Here is a 14,978-nt window from a genome sequence, read left to right as displayed (position 1 = left end):
GATCGGTAAAGGGGAATGATAATATGTAGAAATTCTCCATATTTTTCTTGACCGCAAGAGGATGCCCCATGCCCCTCGACCCGCGTATCGCCAAGATCACCCAGCGCATCCGCGAGCGCAGCCGCGACAGCCGCGCCGCCTATCTGAGACGCACCGAGGCCGTGGCCGGGGCCTACCCGCCCGCCGAAACCCTGTCCTGCGCCAATTTCGCCCATGCCATCGCCGCCCTGAATACCGACGAGAAGGTCCGGCGAACCGGACGGGCGCCCAACATCGGCATCGTCACGGCCTATAACGACATGCTTTCGGCCCATCAGCCCTTCGCCGGCTTTCCCGAAATCATCAAGGATGCCGCCTGGAAGGCGGGTGGGGTCGCCCAGGTCGCCGGCGGCGTACCGGCCATGTGCGACGGCATCACCCAGGGCCAGCCGGGCATGGAACTGTCGCTGTTCTCACGCGACGCCATCGCCATGGGGACCGCCATCGCCCTGTCCCACAACAGCTTCGACGCCGCACTGATGCTGGGCGTGTGCGACAAGATCGTGCCCGGCCTGCTGATCGGCGCCCTGCAATTCGGCCATCTGCCGGTGATCTTCGTTCCCGCCGGCCCGATGAGCACGGGCCTTTCCAACGCCGAGAAATCGCGGGTTCGCCAGCTTTACGCGACGGGGAAGATCGGCCGCGACGCCCTGTTGGATTCCGAGACCAAGTCCTATCACGGTCCCGGGACCTGTACCTTCTACGGCACGGCCAACTCCAACCAGTTGCTGATGGAAGTGATGGGGCTGCATCTTCCGGGCTCGGCCTTCGTACATCCGGGCAGTCCCTTGCGCGAAGCCTTGACCCGGCACGCCGCCGAACGGGTGCTGTCGATCACCGCCCGGAGCGCCGACTACACCCCGATCGCGCGGGTCGTCGACGAACGGGCCATCGTCAACGGCATCGTCGCCCTGATGGCCACCGGCGGCTCGACCAACCATACCATCCATCTGGTGGCCATCGCCGCCGCCGCCGGCATCCGGGTCACCTGGGACGACTTCGACGAGATCTCGCGGACAACCCCCCTGCTCGCCCGCATCTATCCCAACGGTCCGGCCGACATCAACCTCTTCCATGCCGCCGGCGGCATGGGATTCCTGATCGGCCAACTGCTCGACGCCGGTCTGCTGGACGGCGAGGTGACGACCGTGGCCGGCGGCGGGCTCGGGGCCTATCGCCGGGATCCGCTGCTGCTCGACGGCGGACTCGCCTGGCGGGACGGGCCGGGCGCCAGCCTGGACACCACGGTTCTGCGCGGCCTCGGCGATCCCTTCGACGACGAGGGGGGCCTGCGCCTCCTCAAAGGCAATCTGGGACGCGGCGTCATGAAGATCTCGGCCGTTGCCGAGGCCAACCGGCGGGTCCGCGCCCCGGCGCTGCTGTTCGACAGCCAGGCCGAATTCGTCGCCGCCCACAAGGAGGGGCGGCTTGAGCGGGATTTCGTCGCGGTGCTGCGCTTCCAGGGACCGCGGGCCAACGGAATGCCGGAACTGCACGCCCTGACCCCCATCCTGGGCGCCCTGCAGGACGCCGGGCATCGGGTCGCCCTGATCACCGACGGGCGCATGTCGGGAGCGACCGGGAAAATTCCCATGGCCATTCATATCTCGCCGGAGGTGATCGCCGGCGGCCCCCTGGGCCGGGTCAGGGAAGGCGACATGATCCTGCTCGACGCCAACGCGGGGGTCATCGAAGCCGAGGTCGACTCCGCCCTTTGGGAAGCCCGCGCGGCGACGCCACCGGCCGCCCCGGTCAGCGAACTCGACGGCGGTTTCGGGCATGCCCTGTTCGGCCTCTTCCGCGCCCACGCACTGCCGGCGGAGGAAGGCGCCAGCAGTTTCGGCTGAGGGTCCGAGAGGGATAAAAGCCCACTCTTCGAGTGGGCTACAGCATTCGCGCATCTTTTTTTCGGTGGAGAAAAATCCGTCGTTTGCGAGCAGAAGACGGAGAAACCCTTGCCCCCTGCGGGCTAGCGGATTCACATATCTCAAATTTCGTAGTTTTATCAGTGCATTGCCAGCCTTGGATAAAACAGTGGCACCGGCCTCCGCGCCGGTGATCCGCCGAAGGCGGACCCTTTCCGGCTCCCGCCGGAACACCGGCAGGGACGCCGGTGCCACTCTTAGGATTGCTTCGTCTTTGGCTCGCAAACGACAGATTTTTCTCCACCGAAAAAAAGATATGTGAATCCGGTAGCCCCCTGTGGGAGAAGGTGGCCGCTTTAGCGGCCGGGTGAGGGGTGCTTAGCGTCCGCGCGACATAAAGACTTGTTTGTTTCTGCACGTTTTTTCCGCGCTCCCGCGCGTAAGTCCCCTCACCCGCTCGCTTACGCTCGCCGCCCTCTCCCACAGGGGGCGAGGGCTTATCCCAGCGCCTGTGGGCAGGGACGCAGGTGCCACTCTGTAGCAATAATAAGACAGCATTCCTGCCATAAATGTCAGACTTGAATTTTGTTATGTCTGACATATGATGCCTCCAATAAAAAATTCCGGGAGGCGCTGCGGGATGCCCAAGATGGATCCGCAGATACCAAGTGTCGATTTGGGCCGGCGTGCCGCGGATACGCTGGCGCGGGACATTATTGTCGGCCGCTTTCCGCCGGAAAGCATCCTGCCCAAGGAAATGGCGCTGGTCGAACATCTCGGCATCTCCCGCCCGACCCTGCGCAGCGGCCTGCAGATGCTGGAAACGGTCGGCATGATCACCCGCGTTTCCGGCCACGGAACCTTTGTCCGCCCCTATGCCGACTGGTCGTTCCTGAGCCCGCTGCTCAGCCGCTGGGTTGCCGACTATTCGCCGCCGCGGCCGCCATTCCTGCGCGATCTGTTCGCCTTCCGCCTGTCCATCGAGCCGGTCATCGCCATGGTCGCCGCCCGCAACGCCCGCGGCAAGGATCTCCAGGATATGGAGGAGGCCTTCGCCGGCATGACGGCGCATGGGCTCGACCCGCTGGATCCGGACTGCGTCTCCTCGCCCTTCGACGATTACGACCTGGCTTTCCACCAGGCCATCTACCGGGCGACCCGGAATCTGATCTGGACCCAGATGATTCCGGTCATCGAGCCGGCGCTAAGGCTGGTCATTCATCAATCGAACGCCGACGCCGGCGAACTGAAGGACAGCCTGGGCCGCCACGGCGCGCTGCTGACCTGCATCCGCCGGCAGGACGCCGCCGGGGCGCATGCCGCGGGCTTGTCCCTTCTGCTGCGCACGGCGAGCGATCTTGGAATTTCCTTGGAACCAATACCCACGACACAGGCCTATGTGCTGGTCAACAACGGATCGGATCCGCGTTAACGAACGCGGTCATACACACCATGCACGGTCATCGCCGACACTGGATCGGCGCCACCCGCAATTCAGGCAGATCGAAAAATGAGCAAAACCCCCGACCAGACGATCAACCCGGAATTTACCAGCCTGTTCATCGAGGAAGGATATAATCCCTATCGATCCTGCATCCAGGGATTGTCGAACGAGCCTATTACCGTGCGCGCCCTCCTGAAGCGCGCCGACGCCTTGCTGCAAGACGAGCCGGGCTACGCCGGTCTGGGTGATTTCTCGCTGCCGGTCATCGTCGGGCGGCTCTCCTCCAACCGGCCGCGCATTTGCATCATCCAGGGCTCGCCCGATCATCCGGCCCATCTTTACGACCATGAACATATGCTGCGCGCCGCCGCCCGCATCTGGCAGAACGGCGGGGTGCCCTTCACCTTCGGCATTCCGGTGATTTGCGACGGCACGGCGCAAAGCAATATCGGACAAAGCTATTCGCTGGCCTCGCGCAATCAGACGGCGATGGCGGTGAACATCAATTTCGAGGGACACAGCTACCACGCGGCCTATGTACTGGCGGGCTGCGACAAGACGCCCACCGGCATCCTGTCTGGCCTGGCCGCCGCCGACCGCGCGCGCCGCCATCCCGAACGCGGCACGGCGCCGGTCTGGGCGGTCTTCGTTCCCTCCCATGTGCTGGCCGGCGGCGTCATCCCCAAGGACACCCGCGCCAAACTGCAAAGGATCCAGGACGAGGCCCGGCGGATCGGCGATCCGCAACTGGCCGACGACATCGAGGAGAACTGTCACTACATCCTGCAATGTTCGTCCGACGAGGCCTTCCTGGGCCAACTCAACCGGGCGGTCGAGCATCGGATCATCGAGCGGGCCCAATCCGACCAGATCCTGAACGAACTGGCCGCCGCCACCTGCGGCGAAAAAGGCGGCATCTGCGCCTTCAACGGGACCGGCAATTCCTCGCGCACCCTGGTCTCCGCCCTCGGCTTCGTGCCGCGCGATTCCGAACTGCTGCTCGACGAGGCCGAGACCGAGATCGTCTTCCGCGGCATCGACAGCCTGTTCCGGCTTCTCAACAAGCCCGAATTCGCCGTCTGCGAGATCCTGGCCGGCAACTACGCCAACGCCATCCGCATCCACAACGCCACCGGCAGTTCGTCCAACCTGATGCTGCACATGCCCTGCGTGATGCGCCATGCCGGTTTCGACGTGACCCTGTTCGACTATGAGCGGGTGCGGGAGTCCCATCCCGTTCCCGACATCTTCGCCCACAGCCTGACCGAGGGCCGCGACACCCACGTCCTCGCCCAGCAGGCCAAGGCCGGCCTGCATCACGGCATGGAAAGCATCTACAAGGTCCTTGCCGATCTCGGCGTGCCGATGGATCTGGGCGCGCCCACCGTCACCGGCCGCACCTGGGGCGAGCGCATCGCCGGCATGGCGACGGCGGTTTCACCCGAGCTTCCGCCCGAACGCTCGGTGATCCGCACCACGCCGATCCGCGATATCTCGGGAACCGACATCATGCGGGGCAACTTCTTCTCGTCCTGCACGCTGAAGGTCGCCGGCATGTCCACCGAACAGTTCAACCGCTTCGACGGACGAGTCTTCCTGGTCCGCTACTACGAGAACGAGACCCTCTGCAATCACGAACTGCAATCGACCACCCTGGTGAAGACCCTGTGCGACAGCCTCGATCTGCCGCCGGAACTCCTGCGCCAGATGCGCCGGATCAACGGCGGCGACGACGGCGACAGCATGGAGGAGATGGTGGTCAAGGGAACCGTCGCCTTCGCCTTCGTCATCGCCGGGCAAGGCCCGAAAGCCTTCGGCATGCCCGAAATGTTCGCTCCCAGCGCCTATCTCCGGCATCAGGGCGTGCTGGAACGCACCTCCATCCTGATGACCGACGGACGCTATTCCGGCGTCACCAAGGGCGCCTGCGTCGGTCATGTCACGCCGGAAGCCTTCGAAGGCGGCGGCATCGGGACGTTGGTCAACGGCGATCTGCTCTGGGTCCGCCTGCGCGAGCAACGCATCGACCTGCTCGACATGGACGCTTTCCTGAAGGGCGAACTGGCCCCCACGACCGACGCGCCGCGCGAAAAACGAAGCGTCCTGGTCAAGGAACGCCAGGCCCGGATCGAAGCCCGCAAAACCCAGATCGCTGCCTGTAGCTGGCTCGATCACGTCACCACCGCGGAAAAGGGCGTGGTTCCCGATTCCGTCGATCGGCGCGCCGTTTTACCCTGGAACTTTCGCCAGTGACTAAAGTCTATATAAAAATAATTACAAATATAACAGAACACAATAGGTGGGATTCCGCGCTATAAATCGCACTCATAGCCAACCACCGCGCATCAGACGGTAGGAAATACTGAGAGGATACTCCAATGAACGAAGCAGACATTCGACGATATTCCGACGAAGCGACACAGATATTACTTAATAAACCGGGAACGGCATCAAGCAACGCCGGTGGCTGGATGATGATCGCCACCATCCTCATCGAGGCATGGGATCTGTACGCGATCGCCTTCGTGCTCATTTTCATCAAGGAGGAATACAACCCGACGGCGGCTCAGCTTGGGCTGGCCACGGCGGCCGTCCAGGGCGGCGCGCTGATCGGCGCCTTGCTGGGCGGTATCATCGCCGACCGGCTGGGACGCAAGCGGGTCTTCATCCTGACCATGGTCCTCTTCATCATCCTGGCTCTGGCGCAAGGCTTCTCCCAGAACATCTGGGATCTCATCATCATGCGCCTCCTGATCGGCATTCCGCTGGGCAGCGACATCTCCAACGGCTACGCCTACATCATGGAATCGATGTCCAAGGGCAAGCGCGAGGAAATGGGCAGCCGCTGGCAGTTCATGTTCGGCGCCGGCGAAGTGTTCTCCATCGTCGTCATCACCTTGATGTATTGGCTCGACATCCCCCACGATATCCTGTGGCGCGCCGCCCTGGCCCTGGGTGCCGTCCCCGCCATCATCCTGCTGATCGGGCGGCTGAACCTGCCGGAAACCCCGCTGTCGCTTCTGCAGCGCGGCCAGTTCGTCAAGGCCAAGCAGGTTTCCAAGCAGTTGTTCGACGATTCCCTCGACATGCTGCCCAACGAGGACGTGAAGATCCCGAAGCCGAGGCTCAGCGATTTCCTCAAGGTCATCTGGGCGGATCCGATCAAGCGCCGGGCGACGATCTTCGGCTGGATCTCCAATACCTGCCAGGGGGCGGAGTTCACCGCCTGGGGATTCTATCTGCCGGTCATCCTGATTCTGTCCGGCGTCGGCGTATCCGCCAGCGGCAATCTCATCGGCACCAATCTGGTAACGGCGCTGATCTTCTGCCTGGCGACCCTTTCCGGCTATGTCGCGCCCTTGATGCTTTCGAAGATCGGCCACCGCGGCGTTTCCATGTGGGGGTTCGGACTGGCCTTTTTCGGGCTGATCCTCGGCGGCTTCGCCATCATGTACGACTGGAAGATCCTTATCGTGGTCGGCGCCTGCATCCTGATGTGGGGCCATTATTGGGACGCCTCGAACGGCATGACCATCACCTCGATGGTGGCTCCGGCCCGATTCAAGGCGACCGCGTCCGGTTTTGGTTACGTCTTCGTCAAGGGGGCATCGTTCTTCGGCGCCTTCGTCTTCCCGCTGGTCAGCCAGTCGCTCGGCAAGGCCGGGGCGACCTTCGTGGTCGCCATCCTGTCCCTGATCGGCTTCCTGGCGGCGAAATTCATCCTGCCTGAAGTCTACAACTACGTGGAAACCGAGGAGGTCCAGCCGACCAAGGCGTCGCGCTGAACCTTGAAGACGAGACGGGTCCGGGGCTTTCCCGGACCCGCCTTCTCGCAACGACGCAACGCCCGGGCGATCTGCCGGGAACGACGGTCGGGACCGCCGGGCGTCAGGAGAAAAATCACATGTCCATCCAACTGTTCGATCTGACGGGCAAACGCGCCCTGATCACCGGCTCCAGCCAAGGTATCGGCCTGTCGCTGGCCGAGGGGCTCGGCAAAGCCGGCGCCTCGGTGATCTTGAACGCCCGCACCGCCTCCCGCCTCGACGAGGCGGTAACCGCCTTGCGGGCGGCCGGCATCGACGCCACCGGCGTGGCGTTCGACGTGACCGACCATGTCAAGGTGAGCGAGGCGGTGGCCAAGATCGAAGCGGAGATCGGTCCGATCGACATTCTGGTCAACAACGCCGGGATCCAGCGCCGCGGGCCCCTGGAAGACTACCCGATCGACACCTGGCACGAGATCGTGCGGGCCAACCTCGACAGCGTCTTCTTCGTGAGCCAGGCCGTCGGCAAATTCATGATCGGCCGCCAGCGCGGCAAGATCATCAACATCGGCTCGCTGATGAGCGAGCAGGCCCGTTATTCCATTGCCCCCTACACCGCCACCAAGGGCGCGGTGAAAAATCTCACCAAGGGCATGTGCACGGACTGGGCGCGCTACAATATCCAGATCAACGCCATCGGGCCCGGCTATTTCGCCACGCCGCTCAACAAGGCGCTGGTGGAGAACCCGGAATTCGACAGCTGGCTGAAGAAACGCACCCCGGCCGGCCGCTGGGGCCGCACCGAGGAATTGCAGGGAGCCGCCATCTTCCTCGCCTCCTCCGCCGCCGATTTCGTCAACGGTCAGATCATCTACGTCGACGGCGGCGTCCTGGCGACCATTTGATTCAGAAAGGACCAAGACCATGAAAGCCCTCGTCATCCATCCCCCGCATGAATTGCGGGTTGAGGAGGTCGCCAGCGATCCCGTCGGGGCGACGCAACTCCGGATCCAGGTCAAAGCCGGCGGCATCTGCGGTTCCGATCTTCACTACTACCATCACGGCGGCTTCGGAACGGTCCGCGTCAAGGAACCGATGATCCTCGGCCATGAAGTGTCGGGCACCGTCGTCGAGGTGGGCGCGGCGACAAGCGGCATCGCGGTCGGCCAGCGCATCGCCATCAGTCCCAGCCGCCCCTGCGGACATTGCCGCTATTGCCACGAGGGGCTGCAGAACCACTGTCTCAACATGCGCTTCTACGGCAGCGCCATGCCCACCCCGCACATTCACGGGGCGTTCCGCCAGGACATCGTCATCGAAGCCGCGCAGGCCCACGCCGTCGCCGACGAGATCAGCGACGGCGAGGCGGCGATGGCCGAACCGCTTTCCGTCGCCCTGCACGCCCTTCGCCGCGCCGGCCCCATTCTCGGCCGCCGCGTGCTGGTCACCGGATGCGGACCGATCGGCGCGCTGGTCATCATGGCGGCGAGGCGGGCCGGCGCCGTCGAGATCGTCGCCACCGACCTCAGCGCCAACGCCCTGGCCACCGCCCTGGCCTCGGGCGCCGACCGCGTCATCAACACGGCCGAGGATCCGTCCGCCCTGGCCGCCTATGGGGCCGACAAGGGCACCTTCGACATCCTGTTCGAAGCCAGCGGCTCGGAAAAAGCCTTGAGCGGCGCCCTGGTCGCCCTGCGGCCGGGTGGGATCATCATGCAGATCGGCATGGGCGGCGAGATGACCCTGCCGGTCAATGTGATCACCGCCAAGGAACTGGATCTGCGCGGGTCGTTCCGCTTCCACGAGGAATTCGCCCATGCGGTGTCCTTCCTCAACCGGCGGCTGATCGACGTGCGCCCCCTGATCACGGCGAGCTTCCCCTTCACCCGCTTCGAGGAAGCCTTCGCCATGGCCAGCGATCGCGGCCGGGCGATGAAGGTCCAATTGACCTTCGCTTAAAAAAAAGGATGAGCCCCTCCTTGATGACGGAGGGGCTCCGGCATCCCGCTCGGTGATCGGGTCCGATCACCGAGATCTGGTATTAAGCGGTTCGAGGAAACACCATGAAAATCACGCAAATCGAAACCTTGCGGACCGAGGAATTCTCCAACGTCCTGTGGGTTCGCGTGCATACCGATTCCGGGCTGTTCGGCCTTGGCGAAACCTTCTATGGCGCGGCCGCCGTCGAAGCCCACATTCATGACACCCTGGCCGGCCGGCTGTTGGGCCGCGACCCCTTGCGGATCGAGGCGCACAACAAGGAAATGGTCAATCTGCCGATGGCCCAGTCCTCGACCGGCGCCGAATACCGCGCCGCCTCGGCCATCGATCTGGCGCTGTGGGATCTGTTCGGCAAGGTCTGCGGCCAGCCGGTCCATCAGATGCTGGGCGGACTCTGTCACGACAAGGTCCGCGTCTACAACACCTGCGCCGGCTACGGCTATGTCCGCTCCAACAGGATCAAGCCCGTCGATACCTGGAACTTCTCCGACGCGGAAGGCCCCTACGAAGATCTCAAGGCCTTCATGACCGATGCCGGCGCCCTGGCCGAAAGCCTGCTCGAACAGGGCGTCAAGGGCATGAAGATCTGGCCGTTCGATCCGGCCGCCATCGAGAACAACGGCCTTTACATCACCGCCCCGCAGATGAAGAAGGCGGTGGAACCGTTCGAAAAGATCCGCAAGGCCGTCGGCGACAAGATGGAGATCATGGTGGAGTTCCATTGCCTGTGGAACCTGCCGGCCGCCAAGCAGATCGCCAGAACGCTGGAGGCCTACGCCCCCACCTGGTACGAGGATCCCATCCGCATGAATTCGCCGGCCGCCCTGGCCGACTATGCCCGCTCGACCAACGTCTGGGTCTGCGCCAGCGAGACGCTGGGATCTCGCTGGCCCTACAAGGATATGCTGGACCGCGACGCCACCGACGTGGTGATGGCCGATCTGTGCTGGACCGGCGGCCTGACCGAAGGCCGCAAGATCGCGGCCCTGGCCGAGACCTACCACCGTCCTTACGCTCCCCATGACTGCACCGGCCCGGTCGGCTTCGCGGCGGCCGTGCATTCAAGCTTCAGCGTGCCGAACACCTTGATCCAGGAATCGGTCCGCGCCTTCTATACCGGCTGGTACAAGGAACTGGTCACCGATGTGCCGCGCATCGAAAACGGCTTCGTCCTGCCCATGGAAGGCGTCGGCCTGTGCACCGACCTGTTGCCCGCGGTGTTCGAGCGTCCCGATCTGCACGTCCGGCGCAGCACTCTTTAAGAGGATGCGAGAGGGAGAAGGGTTGGGATGAGGGGGCGTCTCGCCGACAGGCGGAAGGAAATTCCCGGGTTTCAAGTGACTTTTCCCCCTCACCCTCCCTCAAAGCGGGCTACGGCATTCACACATCTTTTTTTCGGTGGAGAAAAATCTGACGTTTGCGAGCCAAAGACGAAGCAATCATTCAGTGGCACCGGCGTCCCTGCCGGTGTTCCGGCGGGAGCCGGAAAGGCTCCGCCTTTCGGCGGATCACCGGCACGGAGGCCGGTGCCACTGTTTTATCAAAGGCTGGCAATGCACTGATAAAACTACGAAATTTGAGATATGTGAATCCGCTAGCCCACTAGGGGAGAGGGATGAGGCGGTGAAGATCGCCGCTTTTGCCTCTCTTACGAGAGGATCGGCTAATTTATTGAAGCATCATGGCCCGGCCATGATGACAAGGGAGAGAGCAGTCATGTCCAATGCTTTGTTCGACCTGGCCGGACGGACGGCCCTGGTGACCGGTTCGACCCGGGGGCTGGGCCATAGTTTCGCCGAAGGCCTGGCCGAGGCCGGGGCGGCCATCGTCCTGAACGGCCGCGATCCAGCCTCGGTATCGGCGGCCGCCGCCGCCTTGCGCGACAAAGGCCATAGCGTTTACGAAGCCGCCTTCGACGTCACCGACGAAGCGGGTGTGGAAGCGGCCTTCGGCGCCCTCGACGCGCAAGGGATCGCCATCGACATCCTGGTCAACAACGCCGGCATCCAGTTGCGCAAGCCGATCGTCGATCTGTCGCTCGCCGAATGGCAAAAGGTCATCGACACCAATCTGACCAGCGCCTTCCTGGTCGGCCGTGAAACGGCACGGCGCATGATCGCCCGCGGCCAGGGCGGCAAGATCGTCAATATCGGCTCGCTGACCAGCGACCTGGCCCGCGCCACGGTGGCCCCCTATACGGCGGCCAAGGGCGGCATCAAATTGCTGACCAAGGCGATGACCGCCGAATGGGCGGAGCAGGGAATCACCGTCAATGCCATCGGGCCCGGCTATATGATCACCGAAATGACCCAGCCGCTGGTCGACACCCCCAGCTTCGACAATTGGGTCAAGCAGCGCACGCCGGCGCGCCGTTGGGGCAGGCCGGCCGATCTCGTCGGGACCGTCGTCTATCTGGCCTCCCCCGCCTCGGATTTCGTCAACGGCCAGATCATCTACGTCGATGGCGGGATCATGGCGGTGCTTTAACCGGTTTTCTCTGCCACAGCGGACTTTAAGGCTCTGGGACGAAACAATCGCCCCAGAGCCTAAGGGTTCACACGATGCCTGCGCCTCCGGCTTCGGCCAAGCTCAGGCGCCGCTCGGGCTTTAGGGCTTGGAGCGATAATTTCGCCCCAAGCCCTAAGGGCCTGTTTCTCTATTGATCGACAGGCCCTAATTTTCACAAACGGCGGGCGCCGGCGCTGACCCGGGCGACGAAAGCGTCGATATCGTTGTCCATCATCGTGGTGCGCCGCGCCAGATCACCGGCCGCCGTCAACACCTGTTCGGCGGCGCCGGTGGCCGTTTCCGCCACTTCGGCGACCTTGCCGATGGTCGCCGCCACCGTCTGCACGCCGTCGGCCACGCCATGCATGGTCCGGCTGATATCGGCCACGGCCGCGCTTTGCCGGTCGGTGGTCCCGACGACGTTTTCGGAATTTTCGTTGATCGAACGGATCATCTCGGCGATGTCGCGAACCGCCGTCACGGCATCGTCGGTCGCCTTGCGCATGCTGGCGATTTGCAGGGCGATCTCCTCCGTCGCCCGCGCGGTCTGATTGGCCAGGGTCTTGACCTCGCCGGCGACCACGGCAAATCCCTTGCCGGCATCGCCGGCCCGGGCCGCCTCGATGGTGGCGTTCAACGCCAGGAGGTTGGTCTGGCCGGCGATCGTCTCGATCAGGGTGATGACCTCGCCGATCTTCTGCGCGGCGGCGGCCAGTTCGGCGATGGCCATCTCGGTGTCGTTGGCGGCACCGGCGGTCCGGTTGGCCGTGACGGCGGACTGCTTTATCTGCGCCGCCACCTCATGGATGCCGGCGGCGACGCCCTCGATCGCCCGCGCCACCCGTTCGACATCTTCCGATGCCTGGCCGGCGGCCCGAGCCACGGTGGCCGACTGATGGGAGGTATCGCTGGCGATGGCCGACATCTGGCGGGCCGTCGCCTCCATTTCCGTGGCGGTGGCGGCCACCACGCCGCTTACCGTCTTGATCGACGTGCCGATATTCCCGGCTTCCGTGGCGAAAGCCTGGCTTTTCGCCTCCATCGAGGCCTGGGCCCGGTTGATCACCTGGGCATGTTCGGCGAACTCGCCCGACAGTCCATCGGTCAGGATATGGCGGAAATACCGGCCCTCGGCGGTATAAGACATGGCGGCGTCGGCCTCCTTGGTGAAGGCCTCGGTCAAATCGAGCAGATGGTTGATGTTGTGCAGCATGCGGGCCAGATCGCCATGCCGGGGCACGCCCAGAATACGGCGGTCGAGGTTACCCTTGGCCGCCGCCTCGACGGCAACCAGGGCTTTGTTGATGAAACCGTTGGCCCGTCGCAACCACCGCATCTGCTGGGCGGTGCAGGCCAGCATGGCCAGGGCAAGCCCCATGGAAAATCCGGACAGTCCCAGATAAGCGGCAAGCACGGCAAATAAGGAGAGCCCGGCCAGCAGCCAGGAACAGACGAAAGCCTTGGAAACGGAAGACAACCTCGTCATGCATCCCTCCACCATCGCCGAAATTCTTAATAGTTGTCGATCTTACGACGCTCTATGTATTTATAATTGATAGTATGCCGGCCGGCGCGGCGGAGGAAGCAGATATCGATGCGAAGGGGGACTTATACCAACTCTCGGTGATCGGAACCGATCACCGAGCTCTCAATCGCCGGGCGGGTTTCTCCGAAACCCTTGGCTTCGCGCCAACGATGGCGCGGGCGCGCTAATCGCGCCAGACCAAGTCTCGATGAGTCATCCTCATCAAGACTTGGTATTACTGCGGACCCGGCGGCAGATGTCCCTGCTCGACCATATCGGCGATCAGATCCTGAAGATGGCTCCACAACCGCTCCGAGGCATCGCCCACCACGCGGTTGCGGGCCAGCACGCGATCGGCGGTCACGCCATGCACCTTCCACCGAAGCCCTTGCGTCGCGACGTTGAGCAAAACCGGCTGGAACCGGTCGATCGCATGGGCGAAGCGGGCGTCGGACGTCGTCCGGGCTTCGAATTCGTCCCACAAGCCGCGGAGCTCCCTCCCCTGGTCTTCCGGCAACAAACCGAACACGCGGTCGGCGGCGCGTTGTTCACGCTCTTCCTTATCCTGGTTGGCGGCGACGTCATAAATGAAGGTGTCTCCGGCATCGATCTCCACCAGATCATGGATCAGGAGCATCTTCACCACGCGGGCGACATCCACCGCCTCGTCCGCATGTTCGGCCAGCAGCAGGGCCATCATCGCCAGATGCCAGGAATGCTCGGCATCGTTTTCCTGCCGGTGCGGTTCGGTGATCGGCACATTCTGACGAAGAATCGTCTTCATCTTGTCGATTTCCAGAATGAAAGCGATTTGTTGGGCCAGACGGTCGATCACGGCTGTTCTCCTTGGATATCCTTCATGATCCACCGAGGTTTAGACCTCTCCTCCCATCCCAGGCAAGCCCGGACCTCTCGTGAAAGGGACTTCCCGGCGAACGCGAAGAGTCACATATGTTGAACAAAGAGACGCGAAACAGGGGAGGAGACATCGCCATGAAGGACATCCTGGTGCATCTGGACGGCGGCGCGCAGATGCCGCACCGTCTCGATCTGTCCATCGATCTCGCCAAACGTGAAAACGCCCGCCTGATCGGCCTGTTCGCCCAAAGCGAGACGGACGCGCCCAGCATCGTCGCGCGGCGGCCGGGGAACCACCTGGAAGCGGCCGCCCAGCATGCCCGGGCGCTGTTCCGCGACAGGACGAACGAAGCCGGCCTGGACTCCAAATGGTGGCGTCTCGACCATGGCGAAGGCAATCACGTCGTCGCCGAGACGGTGTTTTGCGCCCGCTACGCCGATCTGACGATCCTCGGACAGTGGCGGGCGGAGACGGGGAAAGTCCCGGAAAATCTGGTGGAACAGGTGGTGCTGAACAGCGGCCGGCCGGTTCTGATCCTTCCCGAAACCGGACCGGTCACCCATCTGGGCGAAAGAATCGCCCTCGCCTGGAACGGCAGCCGCGAGGCCAGCCGGGCGCTGCACGACGCCATGCCCTTCCTCGAACGCGCCGTCCAGGTCGATGTGCTGTCCATCCGTGACGCGGGCGTCCACGACCAGGGCGAACCCGAGAACGGCCCTAAGGTCGACATCGTCGACCATCTGTTGCGCCACGGCGTCAAAGCCCGCTCGGAACGCCTTGTCTCCGAGGAGCTCGGCGTCATGGACGTCATCTTGTCGCGGGTCTTCGATCTGGGATCGGATCTGCTGGTGATGGGCGCCCACAGCGGATTGGGCTTGAGCTTCCTGCGCGGCGGCGGCACCCGGTTCATGCTGCGCCACCAGACCCTGCCGGTGCTGATGTCGAGCTGAAGAGGAACCGGCAGGGATAT

Annotated in this window: 12 protein-coding genes; 9 read left to right on the top strand and 3 right to left on the bottom strand. The window is 63.6% G+C overall.

The genetic code is table 11. The features are described 5' to 3' along the window. The first annotated feature begins 68 nt into the window (after positions 1–68). The 4 genes from edd (at position 69) to CWS72_RS06440 (ending at position 7,133) form a co-directional block, all read left to right on the top strand. Complete coding sequence (gene edd, locus CWS72_RS06455; protein ID WP_101249767.1) at positions 69–1,886, top strand: phosphogluconate dehydratase; 1,818 nt, start codon at positions 69–71, stop codon at positions 1,884–1,886. Positions 1,887–2,544: 658 nt separating this feature from the next. Beyond that, positions 2,545–3,336: a FadR/GntR family transcriptional regulator gene (locus CWS72_RS06450; protein WP_158240530.1), complete on the top strand. Its 792-nt coding sequence runs from the start codon at positions 2,545–2,547 to the stop codon at positions 3,334–3,336. A 78-nt stretch (positions 3,337–3,414) separates the two neighbouring features. After that, positions 3,415–5,601: a dihydroxy-acid dehydratase domain-containing protein gene (locus CWS72_RS06445; RefSeq protein ID WP_101249765.1), complete on the top strand. Its 2,187-nt coding sequence runs from the start codon at positions 3,415–3,417 to the stop codon at positions 5,599–5,601. Between the two features lie 125 nt (positions 5,602–5,726). Further along, the gene (locus CWS72_RS06440) at positions 5,727–7,133 is read left to right on the top strand and encodes an MFS transporter (protein ID WP_101249764.1); all 1,407 of its coding nucleotides are present in this window, start codon (positions 5,727–5,729) and stop codon (positions 7,131–7,133) included. Here CWS72_RS06440 and CWS72_RS28195 read toward each other — a convergent pair. Further along, positions 7,088–7,252 (bottom strand): hypothetical protein, encoded by a 165-nt coding sequence (locus CWS72_RS28195; protein ID WP_206747695.1) that lies wholly within the window; start codon positions 7,250–7,252, stop codon positions 7,088–7,090. The genes CWS72_RS06440 and CWS72_RS28195 overlap by 46 nt on opposite strands. Between CWS72_RS28195 and CWS72_RS06435 the strand changes: the two genes are divergently transcribed. From CWS72_RS06435 to CWS72_RS06420, 4 genes are all read left to right on the top strand, one after another. Continuing rightward, positions 7,253–8,020, top strand: a complete 768-nt coding sequence (locus CWS72_RS06435; protein ID WP_101249763.1) for an SDR family NAD(P)-dependent oxidoreductase — start codon at positions 7,253–7,255, stop codon at positions 8,018–8,020. It abuts the gene before it with no gap. A gap of 19 nt (positions 8,021–8,039) precedes the next feature. Beyond that, entirely contained in the window at positions 8,040–9,074 is a 1,035-nt protein-coding gene (locus CWS72_RS06430; protein ID WP_101249762.1) for an L-idonate 5-dehydrogenase, read from the top strand. 104 nt (positions 9,075–9,178) lie between these two features. Then, positions 9,179–10,378, top strand: coding sequence for a mandelate racemase/muconate lactonizing enzyme family protein (locus tag CWS72_RS06425; RefSeq protein ID WP_101249761.1), 1,200 nt, complete (start codon positions 9,179–9,181; stop codon positions 10,376–10,378). A 454-nt stretch (positions 10,379–10,832) separates the two neighbouring features. After that, entirely contained in the window at positions 10,833–11,603 is a 771-nt protein-coding gene (locus tag CWS72_RS06420) for an SDR family oxidoreductase (protein ID WP_101249760.1), read from the top strand. 193 nt (positions 11,604–11,796) lie between these two features. Here CWS72_RS06420 and CWS72_RS06415 read toward each other — a convergent pair whose 3' ends face one another. Further along, complete coding sequence (locus tag CWS72_RS06415) at positions 11,797–13,110, bottom strand: methyl-accepting chemotaxis protein (RefSeq protein ID WP_101249941.1); 1,314 nt, start codon at positions 13,108–13,110, stop codon at positions 11,797–11,799. A gap of 274 nt (positions 13,111–13,384) precedes the next feature. Continuing rightward, positions 13,385–13,984, bottom strand: a complete 600-nt coding sequence (locus CWS72_RS06410) for an HD domain-containing protein (RefSeq protein ID WP_241911610.1) — start codon at positions 13,982–13,984, stop codon at positions 13,385–13,387. 158 nt (positions 13,985–14,142) lie between these two features. On the opposite strand from CWS72_RS06410, the gene CWS72_RS06405 reads away from it, so the two are divergent. After that, the gene (locus CWS72_RS06405; RefSeq protein ID WP_101249939.1) at positions 14,143–14,958 is read left to right on the top strand and encodes a universal stress protein; all 816 of its coding nucleotides are present in this window, start codon (positions 14,143–14,145) and stop codon (positions 14,956–14,958) included. The last annotated feature ends 20 nt before the right edge of the window (positions 14,959–14,978 follow it).

Origin of the sequence: Telmatospirillum siberiense (assembly GCF_002845745.1) — a bacterium.
Lineage (GTDB): Bacteria > Pseudomonadota > Alphaproteobacteria > Rhodospirillales > Magnetospirillaceae > Telmatospirillum > Telmatospirillum siberiense.
The sequence above is the reverse complement of the archived record's forward strand: the minus strand, read 5'-3'. Positions and strand labels throughout refer to the sequence as shown.

Coding starts and splice junctions, on each gene's coding strand:
- CWS72_RS06430 (WP_101249762.1), top strand. CDS start 8,040: ATGAAAGCCCTCGTCATCCATCCCCCGCATGAATTGCGGGTTGAGGAG.
- edd (WP_101249767.1), top strand. CDS start 69: ATGCCCCTCGACCCGCGTATCGCCAAGATCACCCAGCGCATCCGCGAG.
- CWS72_RS06435 (WP_101249763.1), top strand. CDS start 7,253: ATGTCCATCCAACTGTTCGATCTGACGGGCAAACGCGCCCTGATCACC.
- CWS72_RS06420 (WP_101249760.1), top strand. CDS start 10,833: ATGTCCAATGCTTTGTTCGACCTGGCCGGACGGACGGCCCTGGTGACC.
- CWS72_RS06425 (WP_101249761.1), top strand. CDS start 9,179: ATGAAAATCACGCAAATCGAAACCTTGCGGACCGAGGAATTCTCCAAC.
- CWS72_RS06445 (WP_101249765.1), top strand. CDS start 3,415: ATGAGCAAAACCCCCGACCAGACGATCAACCCGGAATTTACCAGCCTG.
- CWS72_RS06450 (WP_158240530.1), top strand. CDS start 2,545: ATGCCCAAGATGGATCCGCAGATACCAAGTGTCGATTTGGGCCGGCGT.
- CWS72_RS06405 (WP_101249939.1), top strand. CDS start 14,143: ATGAAGGACATCCTGGTGCATCTGGACGGCGGCGCGCAGATGCCGCAC.
- CWS72_RS06440 (WP_101249764.1), top strand. CDS start 5,727: ATGAACGAAGCAGACATTCGACGATATTCCGACGAAGCGACACAGATA.
- CWS72_RS06415 (WP_101249941.1), bottom strand. CDS start 13,110: ATGACGAGGTTGTCTTCCGTTTCCAAGGCTTTCGTCTGTTCCTGGCTG.